Source organism: Pseudomonas sp. EA_35y_Pfl2_R5 (assembly GCF_963970805.1).
Taxonomy (GTDB): domain Bacteria; phylum Pseudomonadota; class Gammaproteobacteria; order Pseudomonadales; family Pseudomonadaceae; genus Aquipseudomonas.
Map to the genome: position 1 here is coordinate 587,542 of NZ_CAXAOW010000001.1, position 23,002 is coordinate 610,543.

General features: G+C 60.4%; 21 protein-coding genes and 1 riboswitch. Of the genes, 2 read left to right on the forward strand and 19 right to left on the reverse strand.

All coding sequences use genetic code 11. The features are described from left to right. Positions 1 to 5: 5 nt before the first annotated feature. Both cobN and cobW read right to left on the reverse strand, forming a co-directional pair. Entirely contained in the window at positions 6 to 3,740 is a 3,735-nt protein-coding gene (gene cobN / locus AACX99_RS02655) for a cobaltochelatase subunit CobN (RefSeq protein WP_339409281.1), read from the reverse strand. Positions 3,741 to 3,746: 6 nt separating this feature from the next. Further along, positions 3,747 to 4,802 (reverse strand): cobalamin biosynthesis protein CobW, encoded by a 1,056-nt coding sequence (gene cobW / locus AACX99_RS02660; protein WP_339409283.1) that lies wholly within the window; start codon positions 4,800 to 4,802, stop codon positions 3,747 to 3,749. A gap of 100 nt (positions 4,803 to 4,902) precedes the next feature. Further along, a riboswitch (cobalamin riboswitch) is annotated at positions 4,903 to 5,099 on the reverse strand. On the opposite strand from cobW, the gene AACX99_RS02665 reads away from it, so the two are divergent. Both AACX99_RS02665 and cobM read left to right on the forward strand, forming a co-directional pair. Beyond that, positions 5,072 to 5,629, forward strand: coding sequence for a cobalamin biosynthesis protein (locus AACX99_RS02665; protein WP_339409285.1), 558 nt, complete (start codon positions 5,072 to 5,074; stop codon positions 5,627 to 5,629). (Overlaps the previous riboswitch by 28 nt.) Beyond that, entirely contained in the window at positions 5,626 to 6,381 is a 756-nt protein-coding gene (gene cobM, locus AACX99_RS02670; RefSeq protein ID WP_339409287.1) for a precorrin-4 C(11)-methyltransferase, read from the forward strand. The genes AACX99_RS02665 and cobM overlap by 4 nt, the downstream gene beginning before the upstream one ends. 7 nt (positions 6,382 to 6,388) lie before the next feature. On the opposite strand, the gene AACX99_RS02675 is transcribed toward cobM, so the two are convergent. The 17 genes from AACX99_RS02675 to mnmG form a co-directional block, all read right to left on the reverse strand. Further along, a complete protein-coding gene (locus AACX99_RS02675; protein ID WP_339409289.1) occupies positions 6,389 to 6,619 on the reverse strand; it encodes a hypothetical protein in 231 nt (76 codons plus the stop codon). Between the two features lie 14 nt (positions 6,620 to 6,633). Continuing rightward, positions 6,634 to 8,484, reverse strand: a complete 1,851-nt coding sequence (glmS, locus tag AACX99_RS02680) for a glutamine--fructose-6-phosphate transaminase (isomerizing) (protein ID WP_339409291.1) — start codon at positions 8,482 to 8,484, stop codon at positions 6,634 to 6,636. Between the two features lie 9 nt (positions 8,485 to 8,493). After that, positions 8,494 to 9,261, reverse strand: a complete 768-nt coding sequence (locus tag AACX99_RS02685; protein WP_160086316.1) for a DeoR/GlpR family DNA-binding transcription regulator — start codon at positions 9,259 to 9,261, stop codon at positions 8,494 to 8,496. Positions 9,262 to 9,469: 208 nt separating this feature from the next. Further along, the gene (gene glmU, locus AACX99_RS02690) at positions 9,470 to 10,828 is read right to left on the reverse strand and encodes a bifunctional UDP-N-acetylglucosamine diphosphorylase/glucosamine-1-phosphate N-acetyltransferase GlmU (protein ID WP_339409297.1); all 1,359 of its coding nucleotides are present in this window, start codon (positions 10,826 to 10,828) and stop codon (positions 9,470 to 9,472) included. Positions 10,829 to 10,965: 137 nt separating this feature from the next. Then, complete coding sequence (locus AACX99_RS02695; protein ID WP_090254171.1) at positions 10,966 to 11,391, reverse strand: F0F1 ATP synthase subunit epsilon; 426 nt, start codon at positions 11,389 to 11,391, stop codon at positions 10,966 to 10,968. A gap of 83 nt (positions 11,392 to 11,474) precedes the next feature. Next, positions 11,475 to 12,851 (reverse strand): F0F1 ATP synthase subunit beta, encoded by a 1,377-nt coding sequence (gene atpD / locus AACX99_RS02700; protein WP_339409302.1) that lies wholly within the window; start codon positions 12,849 to 12,851, stop codon positions 11,475 to 11,477. A gap of 30 nt (positions 12,852 to 12,881) precedes the next feature. Continuing rightward, positions 12,882 to 13,742, reverse strand: a complete 861-nt coding sequence (gene atpG / locus AACX99_RS02705) for a F0F1 ATP synthase subunit gamma (protein WP_090378658.1) — start codon at positions 13,740 to 13,742, stop codon at positions 12,882 to 12,884. 50 nt (positions 13,743 to 13,792) lie between these two features. Continuing rightward, positions 13,793 to 15,337, reverse strand: coding sequence for a F0F1 ATP synthase subunit alpha (atpA, locus tag AACX99_RS02710; RefSeq protein ID WP_274088526.1), 1,545 nt, complete (start codon positions 15,335 to 15,337; stop codon positions 13,793 to 13,795). A gap of 21 nt (positions 15,338 to 15,358) precedes the next feature. Beyond that, positions 15,359 to 15,895 carry a F0F1 ATP synthase subunit delta gene (locus AACX99_RS02715; protein ID WP_339409303.1) on the reverse strand — a complete coding sequence of 179 codons (537 nt, stop codon included), beginning with the start codon at positions 15,893 to 15,895 and terminating at the stop codon, positions 15,359 to 15,361. Between the two features lie 15 nt (positions 15,896 to 15,910). Then, positions 15,911 to 16,381: a F0F1 ATP synthase subunit B gene (locus AACX99_RS02720; RefSeq protein WP_275960033.1), complete on the reverse strand. Its 471-nt coding sequence runs from the start codon at positions 16,379 to 16,381 to the stop codon at positions 15,911 to 15,913. A gap of 56 nt (positions 16,382 to 16,437) precedes the next feature. Beyond that, a complete protein-coding gene (atpE, locus tag AACX99_RS02725; protein ID WP_003097235.1) occupies positions 16,438 to 16,695 on the reverse strand; it encodes a F0F1 ATP synthase subunit C in 258 nt (85 codons plus the stop codon). A 116-nt stretch (positions 16,696 to 16,811) separates the two neighbouring features. Then, positions 16,812 to 17,681 (reverse strand): F0F1 ATP synthase subunit A, encoded by an 870-nt coding sequence (gene atpB, locus AACX99_RS02730; RefSeq protein ID WP_339409306.1) that lies wholly within the window; start codon positions 17,679 to 17,681, stop codon positions 16,812 to 16,814. A 14-nt stretch (positions 17,682 to 17,695) separates the two neighbouring features. Then, on the reverse strand, positions 17,696 to 18,103 hold the full coding sequence (locus AACX99_RS02735; RefSeq protein WP_339409307.1) for a F0F1 ATP synthase subunit I: 408 nt from the start codon (positions 18,101 to 18,103) through the stop codon (positions 17,696 to 17,698). A gap of 157 nt (positions 18,104 to 18,260) precedes the next feature. Beyond that, a complete protein-coding gene (locus tag AACX99_RS02740) occupies positions 18,261 to 19,133 on the reverse strand; it encodes a ParB/RepB/Spo0J family partition protein (RefSeq protein WP_339409309.1) in 873 nt (290 codons plus the stop codon). Between the two features lie 10 nt (positions 19,134 to 19,143). Next, positions 19,144 to 19,932, reverse strand: a complete 789-nt coding sequence (locus tag AACX99_RS02745; protein ID WP_339409310.1) for a ParA family protein — start codon at positions 19,930 to 19,932, stop codon at positions 19,144 to 19,146. Positions 19,933 to 19,944: 12 nt separating this feature from the next. Continuing rightward, the gene (gene rsmG / locus AACX99_RS02750) at positions 19,945 to 20,592 is read right to left on the reverse strand and encodes a 16S rRNA (guanine(527)-N(7))-methyltransferase RsmG (protein WP_339409311.1); all 648 of its coding nucleotides are present in this window, start codon (positions 20,590 to 20,592) and stop codon (positions 19,945 to 19,947) included. Next, on the reverse strand, positions 20,592 to 22,484 hold the full coding sequence (gene mnmG, locus AACX99_RS02755) for a tRNA uridine-5-carboxymethylaminomethyl(34) synthesis enzyme MnmG (RefSeq protein WP_339409312.1): 1,893 nt from the start codon (positions 22,482 to 22,484) through the stop codon (positions 20,592 to 20,594). The genes rsmG and mnmG overlap by 1 nt, the downstream gene beginning before the upstream one ends. Positions 22,485 to 23,002: the final 518 nt, after the last annotated feature.

The window sequence follows — 23,002 nt, forward strand, 5'->3', positions numbered from 1 at the left end:
CCACCCTACGATTCTTCGCTGTCGATCAGCAGATTTTCCAGCGCTTCGCGGTACTCGCCGGGGTGCTGCCAGAGGCCACGTTGCTGGGCTTCGAGCAGGCGTTCGAGGATATCCTGCAGAGCGCCGGGGTTGTGCTGCTGGATAAAGTCGCGGGTGCTTTTGTCGAGCAGATAGGCATCGGTGAGCAGCGCGTATTGGTGGTCATCAACCAGTTCGCTGGTGGCGTCGAAGGCGAACAGGTAGTCGATGGTCGCCGCCAGCTCGAACGCGCCCTTGTAGCCGTGGCGCTTCATGCCCTCAATCCACTTGGGATTGGCCGCACGGGCGCGCACCACGCGGCTGAGTTCTTCCTTCAGGGTGCGGATGCGCGGCGTGTCCGGCTGGCTGTTATCGCCGTGATAACTCGCCACCTTGGCCCCGCGCAGGGTTTCCACCGCCGCGAGCATGCCCCCCTGGAACTGGTAGTAGTCGTTGGAGTCGAGGATGTCGTGCTCGCGGTTGTCCTGGTTGTGCAGCACCGCCTGCATCTGCTCCAGGCGCTCGGCGAACTGTGCGCGCGCCGGGGTGCCTTCGCTGTGGCTGCCGTAGGCGTAGCCGCCCCAATTCAGGTAGACCTCGGCCAGGTCCTCACGGGTTTGCCACAGGCGTTCTTCGATGGCGTTCTGCACGCCCGCGCCATAGGCCCCCGGCTTGCTGCCGAACACCCGCCAGCCCGCCTGTCTGCGTGCCTCGTGCTCATCCAGGCCGCTGTCCTGCAAGGTCAGAGACTCACGCCAAACCCGCGCCGACAGCGGATTCATCTCTTCCGGCTCATCGAGATCGACCACCGCCTGCACCGCGTCATCGAACAGGCGGATCAGGTTGCTAAAGGCATCGCGGAAGAACCCGGAGACGCGCAGGGTCACGTCCACCCGCGGGCGGCCGAGCTGCGCCAGCGGCAGCACCTCGAAACGTTCGACGCGCTGGCTGCCGGCCTGCCACACCGGGCGCACGCCCATCAGCGCCAGGGCCTGGGCCATGTCATCGCCGCCGGTGCGCATGGTCGCCGTGCCCCACAGCGACAGGCCAAGCTGACGCAGATGATCGCCGTGATCCTGCAGATGTCGCTCCAGCAGGCGATCCGCCGCCTGCACGCCGATACGCCAGGCGGTCGGCGTGGGCAGGTTGCGCACATCGACGCTGTAGAAATTGCGCCCGGTGGGCAGCACATCGAGGCGACCGCGACTCGGCGCGCCACTCGGCCCAGCCGGAACAAAGCGCCCGCTTAGCGCCGCGAGCAGGCCGTGTATCTCAGCCGATCCGCAGGCATCCAGCAGCGGTGCGATCTGCTCATGCAGGCGTTGCAGCACCTGGGTGCTTTCCACACCAACGGATTCGCAGTCAGTAGCCTCAATCAGCTGCAAAGCCAGCAGCTCCAACCGTTCACGGGTATCGCCCGCGCTGCGCCAGCTGTCATCGCTAAGACGCTGCAACAGCGCGGGGCGCGGGCCCTGCCAGGGCGCGGCCATCTCGCAATCGAGGGGATCGAAGTCCAGTTGCAGATCGCGAGCCAGGGCGCGCAGCAGGCTGGCGTTGCCGCCCTGGCCGTCGCCACGGGGAATACGCAACAGCGCCAGCAAGGTGTCGCGGCGCAGGCTGCCGGCAGGGGATTCGCCGAATACATGCAGGCCATCGCGGATCTGCGATTCCTTCAAATCGCACAGGTAGGCATCCAGCTGCGGCAGCCAACTGTTGGGGTCTGCATTCAGTTGCAGGCCCAGTTCGCGGTCGAGGCTGGCCTCGCGCACCTTGAGCAGAATCTCGCCGCGCAGCTCTGCGGCGCGGCGCAGGTCGAGCTGGCTGGCCTCGTAATATTCGTCGGCTAGGCGCTCGAGATCGCGCAGCGGGCCGTAGCTTTCCGCGCGGGTCAGCGGCGGCATCAGGTGATCGATAATCACCGCCTGGGTGCGCCGCTTGGCCTGCGCGCCTTCACCCGGATCGTTGACGATAAAAGGGTAGATATTCGGCAGCGGGCCGAGAATCGCGCTCGGCCAGCATTGCGCGGACAGGCCGACGCTCTTGCCCGGCAGCCATTCCAGATTGCCGTGTTTGCCGACGTGTATGACGGCGTTCGCCGCAAATACCCTACGGATCCAGCAATAAAACGCCAAGTAACCGTGCGGTGGCACCAGATCGGGGTCGTGATACACCGCCGCCGCATCCAGCTGATAACCGCGCGCCGGCTGGATGCCGACGAAGGTCAAACCAAAACGCAGACCGGCAATCATCAGCCGCCCGCTGCGGTACATCGGATCGCTCTGCGGTTCGCCCCAGCGCTCGCGCACCGCCTGCTGGTTGGCGGCGGGCAGGCTGTGGAAGAACGCCAGGTACTCGTCCAGCGCCAGACTCTGGGCGCAAGGCCGCGCGTCGAGGCTGTCCAGATCATTGGTCACGCCACCGAGCAACTGGTGGATCAGCGCGGTGCCACTGTCGGGTAGGCCTTCCACCGGATAGCCCTGCTGTTGCAGCGCACGGAGGATATTTAGCGCCGCCGCCGGGGTATCCAGGCCGACGCCGTTGCCGAGGCGACCATCGCGGGTCGGGTAGTTGGCCAGAATCAGGGCAATACGCTTTTGATCGTTACTTTTTCTCGCCAGTTCTATCCATTTCTTCGCCAGTTCGCCAACGAAATCCATCCCCGGCAGATGGGGCTGGTAACAGACCACATCGCTCTGGCTGCGCTCGCTGCGCCAGGCCAGGCCCTTGAAGCTGATCGGCTGGGTGATCAGCCGGCCATCCAGCTCGGGCAGCACGATATGCATGGCCAGGTCACGCGAACCCAGGCCCTGGGCATTGGCTTGCCATTGTTCGTGGTTATCCAGCGCGCAAATGGCTTGCAGCACCGGGATATCGCGGCGAAAGGGTCGTGCACTCGGCGCTTCCGGGTTGGACAGGGCAAAGGCCGTGGTGTTGATGATCAGCGCCGTATCGGTCGCGTCCAGCCAGTCTTCAACCTGGGCCAAACAGGCGGCCTCCTTGAGGCTGGCCACGGCAATCGGCAGCGGATTAAGGCCCTGGGCCTGCAGGCGCTGGCAGAACTGATCAATAAAGCCGGTATTCGCCGCCTGCACCTGGGTGCGGTAGAACAGCAGCGCTGCCACCGGCGCATCAGCCTGCCAACTGGCTTGCCAATCGGCCAGACTTGGATTGGCCAACTGCGGGTGATACAGGCCCACGCGCGGCAGCGGCTGCGGTTCTACCCAGGCATAGTCGCGCTGCAGCCACTGGCTGGCGATGCAGTTAAACAGTTGCAGCGCATTGCCCGCACCGCCCTGACGCAGAAACTGCCAGAGCCTGTGGGCGCTCTCGCTGTCGACATTGCTTAGGCCCATCAGCTCGGGATCGGGACTGTCGTCGCCCGGCACCATAATCACCCACGCGCCGCGCCCGGCCAGCTCAACCAGGCGCTCGATGCCGTAGCGCCAATAGCTGACGCCGCCGTGCACGGAGATCAGGATGACCTTGGCGTGCTGCAGCACCTGCTCGACGTAGAGATCCACCGAGGCGTGATTGCTCAGCTGCGCCGGGCTGGCCAGGCGCAGGCTGGGGTAATCCGCAGGCAACTGCCGCGCGACTTCGGCCAGCAACGACAGGTGCGAATCGCCGGTACAGAGAATCACCAGCTCGGCCGGGGTCTGGCCGAGGTCGGCAATGCTGTCGAGCGGCAGCTGGCTGCCGGGCTGGGTGCGCAGCAGGTGCATGCGAGCTTAGCCTGCCAGCGCGGCGTTTAGCTCGGCTTCGATGGCGGCTTGATCCAGGGTCTGGCCAATCACCACCAGGCGGGTGATGCGCGGCTCATCGGCCTGCCAGGCGCGGTCGAAGTGTTTGTCGAAACGCTGACCAACACCCTGCAACAGCAGGCGCATCGGCTTGCCGGGAATCGCCGCGAAGCCCTTGATGCGCAGAATGCCGTGTTTGCTGACCGCCTCCTTCAGCGCTTGCAGCAGACGGGCTTCCTCGGCTTCAGGTAGTTCCACGTGGAACGAGGCGAACTCGTCGTGATCGTGGTCTTCATGGCCTTCCAGATCATGGTGGGTCTTGCGCCCGTCGATATGCAGCTCGGTCTCGCAGTTCAGGCCCAGCAGCACGTCCAGCGGCAGCTCGCCGCCATGGGCTTCGATGATTTTCACCGCCGGCGGCAGCTCTTCCGCCACTTCCGCACGCACCGCAGCCAGAGCGGCGGCGTCGAGCAGGTCGGCCTTGTTGAGAATCACCAGGTCGGCACTGGCCAGCTGGTCGGCGAACAGCTCATGCAGCGGCGATTCGTGATCCAGATTGGGGTCGAGCTTGCGCTGCGCGTCGACCTGCTCGGGGAATGCGGCGAAGGTGCCGGCGGCCACGGCCGGGCTGTCGACCACGGTGATCACCGCATCGACAGTGCAGGCGTTGCGGATTTCCGGCCAGTTAAAGGCTTGTACCAGCGGCTTGGGCAGGGCCAGGCCGGAGGTTTCAATCAGGATATGGTCCAGCTCGCCGCGGCGCGCCACCAGCTCGCGCATCACCGGGAAGAACTCTTCCTGCACGGTGCAGCACAGGCAGCCGTTGGCCAGCTCGAAGATACGGCCGTTGGCTTCTTCTTCGCTGCAACCGATGGAGCACTGCTTGAGGATTTCGCCGTCGATGCCCAGCTCGCCAAACTCGTTGACGATCACCGCGATACGCCGTCCCTCCGCATGGGTCAGCAGATGACGCAACAGGGTGGTTTTGCCGGCGCCGAGAAAGCCGGTAACGATGGTGACGGGGAGTTTGGCGAGGGTTTGCATGGCGAGTCCTGCATGGCGTCGAAAGAAAGACGAGCAGGCAGGCGGCACAGACATGACAGCCACGGGGCGTCAGCCAACACCACCGGATCACCCCGCCCGGTTGTCGAAAGCGTGACGAGGCAGGTCTCCTGGCTCACGGTCTGCGCCTTGCGCGACCCTTCACCTTCCCGCCATACGGCAGTGGTGTATTGAAGGGCTTTGGACCGTTCACAGTTGCGGGGGCAGCCAAGGCATCAACCTTGTTCCCTCTTAGCTTCATGGGCATGCCCATGAAGAACCTCGAACGCGACAAGGCTACGCAGGCCATGGCGGCCGGTCAATCGCGGTTGACCGGTGCCGGCCGCCATGTTGAGCTACGCCGCCGCACACACCGAGCGCCGCAGATGATCCCCAGCCACACCCCTCGCCGCCCCGCTGCCGCCGTTCAGGTGGTCGCTGGGCTGGGCTGCCGCAGCGGTTGCGGTGTGGAGGACTTACTCAGCCTGCTGCTGCACAGCCTGCAGACGCATGGCCTGACTGTGGATAACCTGGCCGGACTGGCCAGCATCGCGCATAAACAAAGCGAGCCGGGCCTGCTGGCATTGGCCGAACGCCTCGGTCTGCAGCTGAGCTGCTTTAGTACAGCCGAACTGCAGCCCTATCAGCACCTCGGTCAAGGCTCGCCACACACCCTGGCCGCCACCGGCAGCCCGGCGGTCGCCGAACCCTGCGCCCTGGCCCTGGCCGAACACCTGGGCGGCCAACCGGCGCGTCTGCTCGGCGAGAAAACCCGCAACGCCAGCGCCACCTGCGCCCTGGCGTCGATTGCACCCAAGGATGTGTCATGACCGTCTACTTTATCGGCGCCGGCCCCGGCGACCCCGAGCTGATCACCGTCAAAGGCCAGCGCCTGCTGCGCAGCTGCCCGGTGATTCTCTATGCCGGCTCGCTGGTGCCTGCAGCGGTGCTCGAAGGCCACAGCGCCGAGCAGGTGATCAACACCGCCGAGCTGCACCTGGATGAAATCATCGAGCTGATCCGCCAGGCCGATGGCAAAGGCCAGGATGTGGCCCGCGTGCATTCCGGCGACCCGTCTCTGTATGGCGCGATTGGCGAGCAGATCCGCCATCTGCGCCGGCTGGGCATTGCCTTCGAGATCATCCCTGGGGTGACTGCCACTGCGGCCTGCGCCGCCCTGCTGGAAAGCGAACTGACCCTGCCCGAGGTGTCGCAGACGCTGATTCTCACGCGCTACGCGAGCAAGTCGAACATGCCCGAGGGCGAGGCGCTGGCCGACCTGGCACGCCACGGTGCGACCATGGCCATCCACCTGGGCGTGGTGCATCTGAGCAAGATCGTTACTGAGCTGCTGCCGCATTACGGCGCGGATTGCCCGATTGCCGTGGTGCATCGCGCCAGTTGGCCGGATCAGGATTGGGTCAGCGGCACCCTCGCCACCATCGAAGAACAGGTGCGCGCCAAGGGCTTTCGCCGCACCGCGCTGATCCTCGTCGGCCGCGTGCTGCACGCCGAACAGTTCGCCGACTCTGCGCTATACAACGCCGAGCATCATCATCTGTTCAGATCAGCGGGCGACTAATAGCCTGCTAGAGGTGAATCTCAGCAGCCTTGATGCCGAGTAGGCGTAGCTCTTCGATCAGGCCATTAAGGTCGGCGAAGGACTCCACCTGCTCCTGGTCATCGACCAGAAAGAAGCTGGTGCCCGCGCCTTTCTTCAACAGCACGATCCACTCCCGGGTATTGGCCGGATTGGCGATGATATGGGTATCGAAGAGCACACCCTGCGCCTGCTTGCTCTGTATATCTTCACGCCGCATTAGCTGGCTCCTGCTTACTCAACCGTTACGCTCTTGGCCAGATTGCGCGGCTGATCGACGTCGGTGCCCTTGAGCACGGCGACGTAGTAGGACAGCAGCTGCAGTGGGATGGTGTAGAGGATCGGCGCCAGGGCGTCGTGGATATGCGGCATGTTCACCACGTGGGTGCCCTCGCCATTGCTCATGCCGGCCTGCTCGTCGGCAAACACCACCAGCTCGCCACCACGGGCGCGCACTTCCTGCAGGTTGGATTTGAGCTTTTCCAGCAGCTCGTTATTCGGCGCCACGGTGACCACAGGCATATCGCTGTCCACCAGCGCCAACGGACCGTGCTTAAGCTCGCCGGCCGGGTAGGCTTCGGCGTGGATATAGGAGATTTCCTTGAGTTTTAGTGCGCCTTCCATCGCCACCGGGTACTGCGCGCCACGGCCGAGGAACAGGCTGTGGTGCTTCTCGGCGAACAACTCGGAGACCTTCTCCACTACGCTGTCCATGGCCAGGGCTTCGCCCAGACGGGTCGGCAGGCGACGCAGTTCATCGACCAGCTCGGCTTCGAGACCTTTATCCAGGGTGCCACGCACCTGACCGAGAGACAGGGTCAACAGCATCAGCGCAACCAGTTGGGTGGTGAAAGCCTTGGTCGAAGCCACACCGATTTCCGGGCCGGCCTGGGTCAGCAGGGTCAGGTCGGATTCGCGCACCAGGGAGCTGATGCCGACGTTGCAGATCGCCAGGCTGGCCAGGTAGCCGCCCTGACCAGGCGCATGCACCTTGGCATTGCGTAGCGCGGCCAGGGTATCGGCGGTTTCGCCGGACTGGGAGATGCTGACAAACAGGGTGTCCGGCTGCACTACTACCTTGCGATAGCGAAACTCGCTGGCCACTTCGATCTGGCAAGGAATCCCGGCCAGGCCTTCCAGCCAGTAACGAGCAACCATGCCGGCGTGATAACTGGTGCCGCAGGCGACGATCTGCACGTTGCGGACCTTGGCGAACAACTCGGCGGCCTGCGGGCCGAAGGCCTGAACCAGCACGTGGTCAGTACCGAGACGACCTTCCAGGGTGCGTTGCACGACCTTTGGCTGCTCATGGATTTCCTTGAGCATAAAGTGGCGGTACTCGCCCTTGTCGGCGGCTTCCGCACCTTCGTGATACTGCACGCTTTCGCGCGTCACAGGCTGACCGTCGACGCTCCAGATTTGCACGCTGTCGCGCTGAATCTCGGCGATGTCGCCTTCTTCCAGGTACATGAAACGGTCAGTGACCTGGCGCAGAGCCAGCTGGTCGGAAGCGAGGAAGTTCTCACCCAAGCCCAAACCGATCACCAGTGGGCTACCGCTGCGCGCGGCGAGCAGGCGATCCGGCTGTTTGGCGCTGATCACCGCCAGGCCGTAGGCGCCGTGCAGTTCCTTGACCGCTTCTTTCAGTGCTGCTGTGAGATGCGGCTGAGTTTTCAGCTTGTGGTCGAGCAGGTGCACGATCACTTCGGTGTCGGTGTCGGAGCTGAACACGTAACCCAAGGCCTTGAGCTGAGCACGCAGTTCTTCGTGGTTCTCAATAATGCCGTTGTGCACCACCGCCAGATCATGGCTGGAGAAGTGCGGGTGGGCATTACGCTCACTCGGTGCGCCGTGAGTGGCCCAGCGTGTGTGTGCGATGCCCAGGCGTCCAGCCAGCGGTTCGGCACTCAACGCGCTTTCCAGCTCGCTGACCTTGCCAACACGGCGGCGACGGTCGAGGTCGCCTTTGTCCGTCAGCAGCGCTACACCAGCACTGTCGTAACCGCGGTATTCCAGGCGTTTGAGGCCTTCAACCAGCACGGCGGTGATATTACGTTCGGCGACTGCACCTACGATGCCACACATAGTCTTCTCCTAAGCTTCAACAGCCGCGCAGATCAGCTTGATGCCGCGCTCGGTCAATTGTTCACGGGCCTCAGGGCTGAGGCGTTCGTCGGTTATCAGGGTATGGATACCACTCCAGGGCAGCTCCAGATTGGGAATCTTGCGGCCGATCTTGTCACTCTCGACCATCACCACCACTTCGCGCGCCACATCCGCCATCACCCGACTTAGCCCGAGCAACTCATTGAAGGTGGTGGTGCCACGGTTTAGGTCGATGCCATCGGCGCCAATAAACAGCTGATCGAAGTCGTAAGAGCGCAGCACCTGCTCGGCGACCTGGCCCTGGAACGACTCGGAATGCGGGTCCCAGGTACCACCGGTCATCAACAACACCGGCTCATGCTCCAGTTCGCTGATGGCGCGGGCCACGTTGAGCGAGTTGGTCATCACCACCAGGCCGGGCTTGTGGCCAAGCTGCGGGATCATCGCCGCGGTGGTGGTACCGCTGTCGATAATGATCCGCGCGTGCTCACGGATGCGCGCCACGCCAGCGCGGGCGATGGCCTGTTTGTACTGCGAGATAGGCTGGATATCGCTGATCAGTTCCTGCGGCATCGGCACCGCACCGCCGTAACGACGCAGCAGCAATCCGCTTTTTTCCAGAGCAGCGAGGTCTTTGCGAATGGTCACTTCCGAGGTGGCGAACGCCTTCGACAACTCATCCACACTCACCTCACCCTGCTCGGCGAGCAGGGCAAGAATGGTGTGACGACGTTGCGGAGTGTTGCGTTTCGACATGCTAAGTTTCGATTCGAAAGATAATTGCGCGAATCAAAACCTAATGAAGCTTTTTCGTCAAGCCTGAGAACGACAAAAGGCGGCCAAGGCCACCTTTTGTACTGCTGCTCAGCTCGTAGAATGGGTCGGGCCGCGTAGGTTAGCCACAGGCGTAACCCCTCACCGATCCGCATGGGTATCGCTGCGCTCAACCCATCCTACGACGCCCTCACTTCTTGGTCGGGCGCTTCCAGCCTTCGATATTGCGCTGTTTGGCGCGGCCGACTGCCAGGGTGTTATTCGGCACATCACTGGTAACGACCGAGCCGGCGCCAGTGGTGGCGCGATCGCCCAGCATCACCGGAGCGACCAGGGCGCTGTTGGAGCCAATAAACACATCCTCACCCAGTACGGTCTTGAACTTATTGGCACCGTCGTAATTGCAGGTGATGGTGCCGGCGCCGATATTGCTGCGCGCACCGATCTCGGCATCGCCCAAATAGCTCAAATGGCCGGCCTTGGCGCCCTCGCCCATTTTGGCGTTCTTCAGTTCGACAAAGTTACCCACATGGGCGCGAGCGCCCAGCACGGAACCCGGACGCAGGCGGGCGAAGGGACCGCAATCGGCGCCCTCACCGACTTCAGCACCTTCCAGATGGCTGTTGGCTTTGACGATGGCGCCTTTGCGCAGGACCGAGTTCTTGATCACGCAGTTCGGGCCGATCTGCACGCCATCTTCGATCACTACCTGGCCTTCGAAGATCACGTTGATATCGATCGACACATCACGGCCTACCGTCACTTCACCACGCAGATCAAAACGCGCCGGGTCGATCAGGGTCACGCCTTGCAGCATCAACCGACGCGCAGCGCGGTACTGATAGTGGCGTTCCAGCTGCGAAAGCTGGATACGGTCATTGGCGCCCAGCACTTCCATCTCGTCAGCCGCCTGCTCAGTAGCGACTACCAGGTCGTCGGCCACGGCCATGGCGATTACGTCAGTCAGGTAGTACTCGCCCTGGGCGTTGCTGTTGGACAGGCGACCCAGCCAGTCGCCCAGTTTGTTCCCCGGTACGGCGAGGATGCCCGTATTGCCTTCACGGATCAGGCGCTGCTCGGCGCTGGCATCCTTGTGCTCGACGATGGCCTTCACCACGCCTGCCTCATCACGCACGATACGGCCGTAACCGGTCGGGTCGTTCAAGTTGACCGTGAGCAAGCCGAGCTGCTGTTCGCTGACCTGTTGCAGCAGGCGCTGCAGGGTTTCCACTTCGATCAGCGGTACATCGCCATAGAGAATCAGCACGCGCTCGGCGCTCAATGCAGGCAGCGCCTGAGCCACGGCATGGCCGGTGCCCAGTTGCTCACTCTGCAGCACGAAATTCAGATCATCCGCCGCCAGTTGCTCACGCACCAGCTCCGCGCCATGTCCGATCACCACATGAATGCCTTGCGGTTTCAGCAGACGGGCGGTGTCGATCACATGGCCAAGCATGGCTTTGCCAGCAACCGGGTGTAGGACTTTCGGCAAGGCAGAACGCATGCGGGTGCCTTGGCCGGCGGCGAGGATAACGATATCGAGCGACATGGGGGCAAATCCTGGGCAGTCACTGGCTGTTCCTTGTGGATAAGTCCACGACACAACCAACGGGAAAGATGAAATGACAGACAAGAAAAAGGGTAGCCAAGGCTACCCTTTTACTCGTTTGCGATGAAGCGTCGGAATTAACCGCCGAACTTCTTGCGCAACTGCTGAACGGTACGCAGCTGAGCCGCGACCTCAGCCAGGTGAGCGGCTGCGGAACCGTAATCGAACTCCGCGCCCTTCTCATTCAAGGCATTCTCGGCAGCCCGGAGGGCCTCCTGAGCAGCAGCTTCATCGATATCGGCAGCACGCTGCACGGTATCGGCGAGAACTTTCACCACACTCGGCTGAACTTCCAGGAAGCCACCGGAGATGTAGAACACCTCGGTTTCGCCACCCAGTTTGACCAGACGAATCGGACCCGGTTTGAGGTCGGTGATCAGCGGCGCGTGGCCTGGAGCGATACCGATATCACCCAAGTTGCCGTGCGCAATCACCATCTCGACCAGACCGGAGAAGATCTCGCCTTCTGCGCTGACGATGTCGCAATGGACTGTCATAGCCATGTCTAACCTCACGTATCGATCTGTTTACCCACTACTACGCGGATAAACAGATCGTAAGCGCCCGTTGCCGGGCGCACGGGTGATTACAGTTTCTTCGCTTTCTCAACAGCTTCTTCGATGCTGCCAACCATGTAGAACGCCTGCTCTGGCAGGTGATCGTAGTCACCTTTCAGAATGCCGCTAAAGCCGGCAATGGTGTCCTTCAGGGAAACGTACTTGCCTGGCGAGCCGGTGAAGACTTCGGCCACGAAGAACGGCTGGGACAGGAAGCGCTGGATCTTACGAGCACGAGATACCAGCTGCTTGTCTGTTTCGGACAGTTCGTCCATACCCAGAATCGCGATGATGTCCTTCAGCTCTTTGTAGCGCTGCAGCACGTACTGCACGCCGCGAGCGGTGTCGTAGTGCTCCTGGCCGATAACCATCGGGTCCAGCTGGCGCGACGTCGAGTCGAGTGGATCGACCGCTGGGTAGATACCCAGGGAAGCGATGTCACGCGACAGTACAACGGTGGCGTCCAAGTGGGCGAAGGTGGTCGCCGGGCTTGGGTCGGTCAGGTCGTCCGCAGGTACGTATACGGCCTGGATCGAAGTGATCGAACCGGTCTTGGTCGAAGTAATACGCTCTTGCAGAACGCCCATTTCTTCGGCCAGGGTCGGCTGATAACCCACTGCGGAAGGCATACGGCCCAGCAGTGCGGACACTTCAGTACCGGCCAAGGTGTAACGGTAGATGTTGTCCACGAAGAACAGAACATCACGGCCTTCGTCACGGAACTTCTCGGCCATGGTCAGGCCGGTCAGTGCTACCCGCAGACGGTTGCCTGGTGGCTCGTTCATCTGACCGTAAACCAGGGCTACCTTGTCGAGAACGTTGGAGTCCTTCATCTCGTGGTAGAAGTCGTTACCCTCACGGGTACGCTCACCCACACCGGCGAACACGGAATAACCGCTGTGCTCGATGGCGATGTTACGGATCAGTTCCATCATGTTTACGGTTTTGCCGACACCGGCACCACCGAACAGACCGACTTTACCGCCCTTGGCGAACGGGCAAACCAGGTCGATAACCTTGATGCCGGTTTCCAGCAGCTCGTTGGAGCCAGCTTGTTCGGCGTAGGTTGGCGCAGGACGGTGAATGCCCCAACGCTCTTCTTCACCAATCGGGCCAGCTTCGTCAATCGGGTTGCCCAGCACGTCCATGATACGGCCCAGGGTTTTCACCCCAACCGGTACCTGGATACCTGCGCCAGTGCTGCCAACGCTCAGGCCACGCTTGAGGCCTTCGGTCGAACCCATTGCAATGGTACGTACCACGCCGTCGCCCAGCTGCTGCTGAACTTCGAGGGTGGTTTCGGCGCCGACTACTTTCAGCGCTTCATAAACATTCGGCACTTGATCACGCGGGAATTCCACGTCGATAACGGCGCCGATGATTTGAACGATACGTCCGCTACTCATCTTTGGTTCCTCTGAATATTTGAACCGTGCTTAAACCGCGGCAGCGCCGCCGACGATTTCCGAAATTTCCTGGGTGATCGCTGCCTGACGTGCCTTGTTGTAAACCAACTGCAGGTCTTTAATGATATCGCCAGCGTTGTCGGTGGCGTTTTTCATCGCGATCATCCGGGCCGCTTGTTCAGCCGCGTTGTTCTCAACCACTGCCTGGTAAACCTGCGACTCCACGTAACGCACCATCAAGCCGTCGAGCAGCTCTTTGGCGTCGGGTTCGTACAGGTAATCCCAGTGGTGCTTGAGTTCTTTATCCGGATCGGCCACCAGCGGAATCAACTGCTCCACTGTCGGCTTTTGCGTCATGGTATTGATGAACTTGTTCGAGACCACGGACAAACGATCGATGCGACCATCGAGGTAGGCATCGAGCATTACCTTGACGCTACCAATCAGATCATTGATCGATGGCTCTTCGCCCAGGTGGCTGATCGCAGCAACGATATTGCCACCAAAGTTGCGGAAGAACGCCGCACCCTTGCTGCCAACGACGCAGAGATCAATCTCAACGCCTTGCTCGCGATTGCTCGCCATGTCTTTGACCAGAGCCTTGAACAGGTTGGTGTTCAGACCACCACACAGACCACGGTCCGAGCTCACCACGACATAACCTACGCGCTTAACTTCGCGCTCGATCATGAACGGGTGACGGTATTCCGGGTTGGCGTTGGCCAGATGACCAATCACCTGACGGATACGCTCCGCGTAGGGACGGCTAGCAGCCATGCGCATTTGTGCTCTGCGCATTTTGCTGACCGCCACCTTTTCCATGGCGCTGGTGATCTTCTGCGTGCTTTTGATGCTCGCAATCTTGCTGCGAATCTCTTTTGCGCCTGCCATTTGACACCTATCGGGTTAGCAAGCGGGGACCTCACGGTCCCCACTGCGGCTTACCAGGTTTGGGTGGCCTTGAACTTCTCGATACCGGCTTTCAGCTGGCCATCGATGTCGTCATTGAAGTCACCCTTCTCGTTGATCTTCGCCAGCAGAGCGGCGTGATCCCGGTTGAAGTAAGCAATCAGGGCCTGTTCGAATGCGCCAACTTTGGCAACTTCGATGTCGACCAGGAAACCACGCTCAGCGGCATACAGCGATACGGACATGTCAGCAATCGACATCGGCGCATATTGCTTCTGCTTCATCAGCTCGGTAACGCGCTGACCATGCTCAAGCTGCTTACGGGTGGCTTCGTCCAGGTCAGAAGCAAACTGGGCGAATGCCGCCAGTTCACGGTACTGAGCCAGAGCGGTACGGATGCCACCGGAGAGCTTCTTGATGATCTTGGTCTGTGCAGCACCACCCACGCGGGATACCGAAATACCGGCGTTGACCGCAGGACGGATACCCGAGTTGAACATGGCCGATTCCAGGAAGATCTGACCGTCGGTGATCGAGATCACGTTGGTCGGAACGAACGCGGAAACGTCGCCCGCCTGGGTTTCGATGATCGGCAGAGCGGTCAAGGAACCGGTCTTGCCAGTCACGGCGCCATTGGTGAACTTCTCAACATACTCTTCGGAAACGCGGGAAGCGCGCTCCAGCAGACGGCTGTGGAGATAGAACACGTCGCCTGGGTAAGCTTCACGGCCTGGCGGACGGCGCAGCAGCAGGGAAATCTGGCGATAAGCCACTGCTTGCTTGGACAGATCGTCATAAACGATCAGCGCGTCTTCACCGCGGTCGCGGAAGTATTCGCCCATGGTGCAACCGGCGTACGGTGCAATGAACTGCAGAGCAGCGGATTCGGAAGCGGAAGCCGCGACAACGATGGTGTTAGCCAGCGCGCCGTTTTCTTCCAGCTTGCGTACCACGTTGGCGATGGTCGATTGCTTCTGACCAATAGCAACGTAGACGCACTTAATGCCGCTGTTCTTCTGGTTGATGATGGCGTCGATGGCCAGAGCGGTTTTACCGATCTGACGGTCACCGATGATCAGCTCACGCTGGCCACGGCCAACCGGGATCATGGCATCAACCGACTTGTAACCGGTTTGCACCGGCTGGTCGACCGACTTACGCCAGATCACGCCCGGCGCAACCTTCTCAACAGCGTCGGTAGCGACGTTGTTCAGCGGGCCTTTGCCGTCAATTGGGTTACCCAGTGCGTCAACAACGCGACCCAGCAGTTCCGGACCAACCGGAACTTCGAGGATGCGGCCGGTGCACTTGGCGCTCATGCCTTCGGCAAGGCTGGTGTAAGCACCCAGCACAACAGCACCGACGGAGTCTTGCTCCAGGTTCAGTGCCATACCGTAGACGCCGCCCGGGAACTCGATCATTTCGCCGTACATCACATCGGCGAGACCGTGAATACGCACAATACCGTCAGATACGCTGACGACAGTGCCTTCGTTACGGGCTTGAGAGGCGACATCGAGATTCTCGATACGCCCCTTGATGATTTCACTTATTTCGGAAGGATTGAGTTGCTGCATAGCTCTGCTGCCCCTTCAAACTCAAGATTTCAATGCTTCGGCCAGCTTCGCGAGTTTGCCACGAACTGAGCCATCGATAACCAGGTCGCCGGCGCGGATCACGACACCACCGATCAGGGTGGCATCCTCCGCGGCGTGCAGACGCACTTCTCGGCCGAGCCGTGCACTGAGAACCTTGGCGAGTTTGTCTTGCTGTTCATCGCTCAATGCGAAGGCACTGGTAACGTCCACGTCGATCGACTTTTCCTGCTCGGCCTTGTACAGCTCGAACAGTTCAACGATCTGTGGCAACAGGGCCAGGCGATCGTTTTCAGCGACGATGTGAATGAAATTGCGTACCTGGGCGTCGAACTTGTCACCACACACGTCAATAAACGTGGTGGCCTTGTCTGTACTCGTCAAACGCGGAGCCTTGAGCACGCTCTGCATAGTGTCGTCTTGCGACACCGCTGCAGCCAGGCCGAGCATGGCTGACCAATTGGCCAGCTGCTGGTGGGCCTGGGCATGCTCAAAGGCAGCCTTAGCGTAAGGTCGGGCCAGCGTGGTCAGTTCTGCCATGATCGCGCCCCTCGCTTAAATTTCGGCTGCCAGTTTGGAAACCAGCTCCGCATGCGCGTTTTGGTCGATAGATGCGCCCAGGATCTTCTCGGCACCGCTAACGGCCAGGCTACCCAGTTGGGCACGCAGCGCGTCTTTGACACCATTCAGTTCCTGCTCGATCTCGGCCAGAGCCTGGGCCTTCACACGGTCAGCTTCGACACGGGCCTGTTCACGGGCTTCGTCGACGATCTGAGTACCGCGTTTCTTGGCTTGCTCAATGATTTCGGCTGCTTGGCCTTTGGCTTCGCGCAGTTGCTGACCCGCTTTTTCTTGGGCCAACTCCAGGTCACGAGCCGCACGGCTAGCAGCGTCCAGGCCGTCTGCGATCTTCTTCTGACGTTCTTGCAAAGCCGTAATGACCGGAGGCCACACGTACTTCATGCAGAACAGCACGAAGATGAAGAAGGCAACGGACTGGCCAATCAGGGTTGCATTAATGTTCACGCCAACACCTCGCTCGTTCGTTGTCCATCAAACCAATTCACTCGAAATCGAGTGGATTAGCCTGCGATTTGACCAACGAAGGGGTTCGCGAAGGTGAAGAACAGTGCGATACCAACACCGATCATGGTCACGGCGTCGAGCAGACCGGCGACGATGAACATTTTCACTTGCAGCATCGGAACCATTTCCGGCTGACGCGCAGCGCCTTCCAGGAACTTGCCGCCCAGCAGGCCGAAACCGATTGCGGTACCCAGGGCGCCCAGGCCAATCAGCAGTGCTACAGCGATAGCGGTCAGACCAACTACAGTTTCCATCTTTCCTCCCGACTTTTTATGTCGTATTGGTTAAGGTTTTCTAAGGTAAAGCGGTAAAGCAAAATCGGTACTTCTGGTTGCCCTTGCGGGCGTCCACTGCGAGCGCCTAAGCGCTCTTAGTGGTTGTCTTCGTGCGCCATCGACAGGTAGACGATGGTCAGCATCATGAAGATGAACGCCTGCAGCACGATGATCAGGATGTGGAACACAGCCCACGCCCACTGCAGGGCAATACCCAGCGCGCCCAGCAGCAGACCGCCGCCAAACATGATCGCGATGAGGATAAAGATCAGTTCGCCGGCATACAGGTTGCCGAACAGACGCAGAGCCAGGGAAATCGGCTTGGCGATCAGAGTGACGAATTCGAGCAGGAAGTTGACCGGAATCAGCAGCGCTTGAACGAATACGTTCTTGCTGCCGAACGGGTGCAGGGTCAACTCACCGATAAAGCCGCCGAGGCCTTTGACTTTGATGCTGTAGAACAGAATCAGAGCAAATACCGACAGGGCCAGGCCCAGGGTGGCGTTTGGATCGGTGGTCGGTACGACGCGGAAGTACAGGTGCGGGTCGCCGGAGATTTTTGCCGCCAGCATTGGCAACCAATCTACCGGGATCAGGTCCATAAAGTTCATCAGGAATACCCAGACGAAGATGGTCAGACCCAACGGTGCGATCAGGGCGTTGCGGCCGTGGAAGGTGTCCTTGACGCTGCCGTCAACGAACTCGACCAGGACTTCAACGAAATTCTGCAGCTTGCCCGGTTGCCCGGAAGTGGCGCGTTTAGCAGCGGCACGGAACAGCAGGATGAAGAACAGGCCCAACACGACAGACACCGCCAGGGTGTCGACGTGAAATGCCCAGAAGCCCATTTCCTGAGCTTCTTTTGCGTTGTGGGCGAAACTCCAGCCGTTAACCGGGTGCTGACCGTAAGTCAGATTGGTCAAGTGGTGCTGGATATAACCCGAAGCGGTTTCTGCTGCTGCCATATATCCCTCGAGCGCTAAGGTCTTAAAAGTCTTGTTTTCATCAGCAGGGGCGAAAACCAATTGACCAACTGGGTCAGGAAGAACACGCCAAATACCGCCAGCGGTTCCAAAGGTTTCACACCTGCAAAGGTCAGTGCAAACAGCACTGCCGTTAAAACCAGTTTGCCCGCCTCACCGGCATAAAAAGACCGGACGATGGCTTGAGCAGCCCGCGCTCCACTGAAACGGAACGCCTTGTGGGCAAAGTACAGATTCGGCAGCCAGGCAATCAGACCACCACACAACCCGGAGTAACCTGCCACTGCGCCTTGCCATTGCCACACCACCAGGGCCAGCAACAGCAGTACCAGCAGTTGCACCAGCAGTACCGGGAAAACAGCCAGACGATGGAAAGGCAGGCGATTCGGCGTGCGAACGTCCATCTTGTTTTCCTGAAAGCTGAACTCGGGCGTCGGCACCTGAAATCAATAACTTGGCATACTTTGTGCCGACGAAATGCGCGCAGAGTATAGGGGCGCTTCCCCCCCCATTCAACTGCCGGGTAGTGATTTCCGACTAGTCGCTACACGCTCAATTGTTTCAACGAATGTGAGCGAGTACGCCCTGCAACTCATCCAGCGAACTGTAGCTGATCACCAGCTGACCTTTGCCTTTCTGCCCATGCTTGATCTGCACCGGCGAGCCCAGGCGCTCAGCCAGGCGCTGTTCCAGGCGGGTGATGTCCGGATCGGCTTTGACCACTGCCGCCGGCTTCTCTTTGCTGTTCAACCACTGGCGCACCAGTGCTTCGGTTTGGCGCACGGTGAGGCCGCGTGCGACAACATGTCGCGCACCTTCGGTCTGCTGTTCGGCCGGCAAACCGAGCAAGGCGCGGGCATGACCCATTTCCAGATCGCCATGGGACAGCAGGGTTTTGATCTCTTCCGGCAGGGCAATCAGGCGCAGCAGGTTGCTGATGGTCACCCGCGACTTACCCACGGCATCAGCGACCTGCTGCTGAGTCAGTTGGAACTCCTGCTGCAGGCGCTGAAGGGCCATGGCCTCTTCGATGGGGTTGAGGTCTTCACGCTGGATGTTCTCGATCAGCGCCATGGCAATGGCGGCTTCATCCGGCAGCTCGCGAACCATGGCCGGGATCTTGTCCAGACCAGCCTGCTGACTGGCACGCCAGCGGCGTTCGCCGGCAACGATCTCGAAACGTCCTTCACCAATCGGCCGCACCACAATCGGTTGCATCACGCCGTGAGCCTTGATCGACTGCGCCAGTTCTTCCAGAGCGGTAACGTCCATATCGCGGCGCGGCTGGTATTTGCCGCGCTGGATCAGGTCCAGGGGCACGTATTGCAGTTCACGGCTGTCGACCTGCGCGGCCTCTTCCTGCAAGGCAGTGACACTGGTGCCGCCCAACAGGGCATCCAGACCGCGTCCCAGTCCTCGTTTTTTCACAGCCATGGGTATTTCCTTATGCGGTTGCGGTGTGGGCATTTGCGCGTTGGCGGCGTACCAACTCGCCGGCCAGCGCCAGGTAGGCTATGGCACCACGGGATTGCTTGTCATACACCAGCGCCGGCATGCCAAAGCTTGGCGCCTCGGCCAGGCGTACGTTACGTGGGATCACCACGTCGTAGAGCTGGTTAGGGAAGTGCTGCTTGAGCTGCGCCGACACATCGTTGGTCAAGCTGATGCGCGGGTCATACATGGTACGCAGCAGGCCCTCGATCTTCAGCTTGGGATTGAGTATCTCGGCGATGCGCTGAATGCTGTTGACCAGGTCGCTCAAACCTTCCAGCGCGTAGTACTCGCATTGCATGGGGATAATCACCCCATCGGCGGCCACCAGGGCGTTGATCGTCAGCATCGACAGCGCCGGTGGACAGTCGATCAGGATGTAATCGTAATTCTCGCGGATTGGCGCCAGCGCATAACGCAGGCGGCTTTCCTTCATTTTCATTTCCAGCAGCGAGACTTCGGCGGCGGTCAGATCGCGGTTGGCCGGCAACAGCTGATAGCCGCCGTGCTCGGAGAACTGCATGGCATCGACCAAGTTACATTCGCCGATCAGTACGTCGTAGATCGAATGCTCAAGGCCGTGCTTATCCACACCGCTGCCCATGGTCGCGTTGCCTTGGGGGTCGAGGTCGATCAGCAGCACGCGGCGCTTGGTTGCCACCAGCGAGGCAGCCAGATTGATGCAGGTGGTGGTTTTGCCCACGCCGCCTTTCTGGTTAGCGATTGCGAATACCTTAGCCATGCTGCGTTCCCCCTAAACCGAGCGACGCAGTATCAACAGATGGCGCTGACCTTGGCAACCGGGAACCTTGAGTACATGAGTGGCGGTGAGACGAAAGTCCGCTGGTAGGGCCTGCAGCTCGTCATCCGGGTGTACGCCCTTCATCGCCAGCCACTGGGTATTGCCATCGCCCAAATGGCGGGTCCAATTGCTGAAATCTTCCAGAGAACTGAACGCCCGCGAGCAGATACCGCTTAACGGCACAGCTGGGGTGAACTCTTCAACACGGCTGTGGATAACTTGCAGGTTGGCCAGTTTCAACTCCAGCTTCACCTGGGTCAGGAAGCGGGTCTTCTTACCGTTGGAATCGAGCAGGGTGAACTGCCGCTCGGGAAACAGGATGGCCAGCGGAATGCCCGGCATGCCGCCGCCACTGCCGACGTCCAGCCAGTTATCCCCAGCCTCGGTGACGAAAGGCACCACGGACAGGCTGTCGAGCAGATGGCGCGAGACCATTTCATTCGGGTCGCGCACTGCGGTGAGGTTGTAGGCTTTGTTCCACTTGATCAGCAGGGCCAGGTAGGCCAGCAGCTGCTCGTGCTGCTGCGCGCTGAGTTGGACACCCAGCTCCAGAGCGCCCTGGCTCAGTTCTTCGGCGTGACGTGCGGTAACCAACGACATCAGGCGCTGTGCTCCAACTGCTGACCGGCAGTACGCTTTTTCAGGTGGATCAGCAGCAGGGAAATCGCCGCCGGGGTAACGCCGGGAATCCGCGAGGCCTGGCCAAGGGTTTCCGGGCGGCTGTTGCCTAGCTTGTGTTGGATTTCCTTGGACAACCCGGATATGCCTGCGTAGTCGATATCGAGCGGCAGCTTGGTGTCTTCACTGGCGCGCAGGCGGGCGATTTCGTCCTGTTGGCGGTCGATATAACCGGCGTACTTGGTCTTGATGTCGACCTGTTCGGCCACTTGCGGGTCCTGCGCGCCACCGCCGGTGATGGTCACCAGCCCGGCGTAATCGATTTCCGGGCGGGCCAGCAGGTTGAGCAGATTGTATTCGTGAGTCAGCGGCGTGCCGAAGTGCGCGGCAATCGCATCGCCCTGGGGCGTACCCGGGCGTACCCAGGTGCTTTTCAGGCGTTGTTCTTCCTGCACGATGGCTTCGCGCTTGCTCTCGAACGCCGCCCAGCGCACATCATCGACCAGACCCAGCTCGCGGCCTTTCTCGGTCAGGCGCAGGTCGGCGTTGTCTTCGCGCAGGATCAGCCGGTATTCGGCGCGCGAAGTGAACATGCGGTAAGGCTCCTGGGTACCCAGGGTAATCAGGTCGTCGACCAGTACGCCGATATAGGCCTCATCGCGACGCGGACACCAGCTGTCCTTGCCCTGAGCGCGCAGGGCGGCGTTGCAGCCGGCGAGCAAACCTTGTGCACCGGCTTCTTCGTAACCGGTGGTGCCGTTGATCTGACCGGCGAAGAACAGCCCGCCAATCACCTTGGTTTCCAGGCTGTACTTGAGATCACGCGGGTCGAAGTAGTCGTACTCGATGGCGTAACCGGGACGCACGATATGCGCGTTTTCCATGCCACGGATGCTGCGCACGATCTGCAATTGCACATCGAACGGCAACGAGGTGGAGATGCCGTTGGGGTAGAGCTCATGGGTATTCAGGCCTTCGGGCTCGATAAATACCTGGTGGCTGTCCTTGTCGGCGAAACGGTGGATCTTGTCTTCGATCGACGGGCAATAGCGTGGGCCGACGCCTTCGATCACGCCCGAATACATCGGCGAACGGTCAAGGTTGGCGGCGATGATTTCGTGGGTACGCGCATTGGTGTGGGTGATCCAGCAGCTGACTTGACGCGGTTGTTGCTCGGCACGACCGAGGAAGGACATCAGCGGCGTTGGCGTATCACCTGGCTGCTCGGTCATTACCGAGAAGTCCACCGAACGGCCATCGATGCGAGGCGGCGTACCGGTTTTCAGGCGCCCGACACGCAGCGGCAATTCACGTAGACGTTGCGCCAAGGCAATCGAAGGTGGATCACCGGCGCGTCCACCGGAGTAGTTCTGCAGACCGATGTGGATAAGTCCACCGAGGAAGGTGCCCGTGGTCAACACCACGGAATCCGCGAGGAACCGCAGGCCCATCTGCGTGATTACACCTTTGACTTCGTCGTTTTCGACGATCAGGTCATCAGCTGGCTGCTGAAATATCCACAGGTTGGCTTGGTTTTCCAGGGTTTCGCGAATCGCGGCTTTGTACAGCACACGATCAGCCTGGGCGCGAGTGGCGCGTACCGCTGGGCCCTTGCGGCTGTTCAGTACACGGAACTGGATGCCGCCTTTGTCGGTGGCTTCAGCCATAGCACCGCCAAGGGCGTCGATTTCCTTGACCAGATGGCTCTTGCCGATCCCGCCAATCGCCGGGTTGCAGCTCATCTGCCCGAGGGTTTCCACGTTATGGGTCAGCAGCAGGGTTTTTACCCCCATGCGTGCAGCTGCCAGCGCTGCCTCGGTACCGGCATGACCGCCGCCGATGACGATCACCTGAAAACGGGAAGGGAAATCCACCACGCACCTCGTGCCTGTTGAGAAATGGGGGGCTTTTTGGGTTGAAAAGCGGGAAAGGCGGCAAGTATAGGGATTTAGCCGGTGTGAAAGAAGCCTTTTGCACAAAAAATAGCCAGCTCGCTTGGGCGCTGTTCGGCTGTGTCGGTTAATAAAGAATAAAAGAGAGAATTTTTATAAAGCCTTGTTTATATGTTTATTATTTAGCAACGGATTTTCTGTGGATAGATTGCTACAGACCAATGGATTCAGTGCCTACAGCGTTTAAAAAGTCTGTGCTGATCCTGCCATCTGCCTGTTCAGTTGCCGTACGCAAGCTGTGGATGAAAGCGATGGTTATCCACAGAGGCAGTTATCCTCTGTTTTATCACCGAGTTATCGGCAGGGCTTAGGCCGGGTTTTCCACAGGGCTTAGGTGGATCAATAAGTGGATTGGCAGCATCTTTCGCCCAGGCGAATGCCTTCCCGAACGGCATTAGTTGGGATTTCAGGACGTAGGATGGGTTAGGCGCTGGGAGGAA

Bases quoted from the DNA above. Each gene is read 5' to 3' on its own strand.
- AACX99_RS02740 (WP_339409309.1), bottom strand. From the start codon at position 19,133: ATGGCTGTGAAAAAACGAGGACTGGGACGCGGTCTGGATGCCCTGTTG.
- cobM (WP_339409287.1), top strand. From the start codon at position 5,626: ATGACCGTCTACTTTATCGGCGCCGGCCCCGGCGACCCCGAGCTGATC.
- AACX99_RS02675 (WP_339409289.1), bottom strand. From the start codon at position 6,619: ATGCGGCGTGAAGATATACAGAGCAAGCAGGCGCAGGGTGTGCTCTTC.
- atpG (WP_090378658.1), bottom strand. From the start codon at position 13,742: ATGGCAGGCGCAAAAGAGATTCGCAGCAAGATTGCGAGCATCAAAAGC.
- AACX99_RS02745 (WP_339409310.1), bottom strand. From the start codon at position 19,932: ATGGCTAAGGTATTCGCAATCGCTAACCAGAAAGGCGGCGTGGGCAAA.
- cobW (WP_339409283.1), bottom strand. From the start codon at position 4,802: ATGCAAACCCTCGCCAAACTCCCCGTCACCATCGTTACCGGCTTTCTC.
- AACX99_RS02735 (WP_339409307.1), bottom strand. From the start codon at position 18,103: ATGGACGTTCGCACGCCGAATCGCCTGCCTTTCCATCGTCTGGCTGTT.
- rsmG (WP_339409311.1), bottom strand. From the start codon at position 20,592: ATGTCGTTGGTTACCGCACGTCACGCCGAAGAACTGAGCCAGGGCGCT.
- cobN (WP_339409281.1), bottom strand. From the start codon at position 3,740: ATGCACCTGCTGCGCACCCAGCCCGGCAGCCAGCTGCCGCTCGACAGC.
- AACX99_RS02695 (WP_090254171.1), bottom strand. From the start codon at position 11,391: ATGGCTATGACAGTCCATTGCGACATCGTCAGCGCAGAAGGCGAGATC.
- atpE (WP_003097235.1), bottom strand. From the start codon at position 16,695: ATGGAAACTGTAGTTGGTCTGACCGCTATCGCTGTAGCACTGCTGATT.
- atpA (WP_274088526.1), bottom strand. From the start codon at position 15,337: ATGCAGCAACTCAATCCTTCCGAAATAAGTGAAATCATCAAGGGGCGT.
- AACX99_RS02715 (WP_339409303.1), bottom strand. From the start codon at position 15,895: ATGGCAGAACTGACCACGCTGGCCCGACCTTACGCTAAGGCTGCCTTT.
- AACX99_RS02685 (WP_160086316.1), bottom strand. From the start codon at position 9,261: ATGTCGAAACGCAACACTCCGCAACGTCGTCACACCATTCTTGCCCTG.
- glmU (WP_339409297.1), bottom strand. From the start codon at position 10,828: ATGTCGCTCGATATCGTTATCCTCGCCGCCGGCCAAGGCACCCGCATG.
- glmS (WP_339409291.1), bottom strand. From the start codon at position 8,484: ATGTGTGGCATCGTAGGTGCAGTCGCCGAACGTAATATCACCGCCGTG.
- atpB (WP_339409306.1), bottom strand. From the start codon at position 17,681: ATGGCAGCAGCAGAAACCGCTTCGGGTTATATCCAGCACCACTTGACC.
- atpD (WP_339409302.1), bottom strand. From the start codon at position 12,851: ATGAGTAGCGGACGTATCGTTCAAATCATCGGCGCCGTTATCGACGTG.
- AACX99_RS02665 (WP_339409285.1), top strand. From the start codon at position 5,072: ATGAAGAACCTCGAACGCGACAAGGCTACGCAGGCCATGGCGGCCGGT.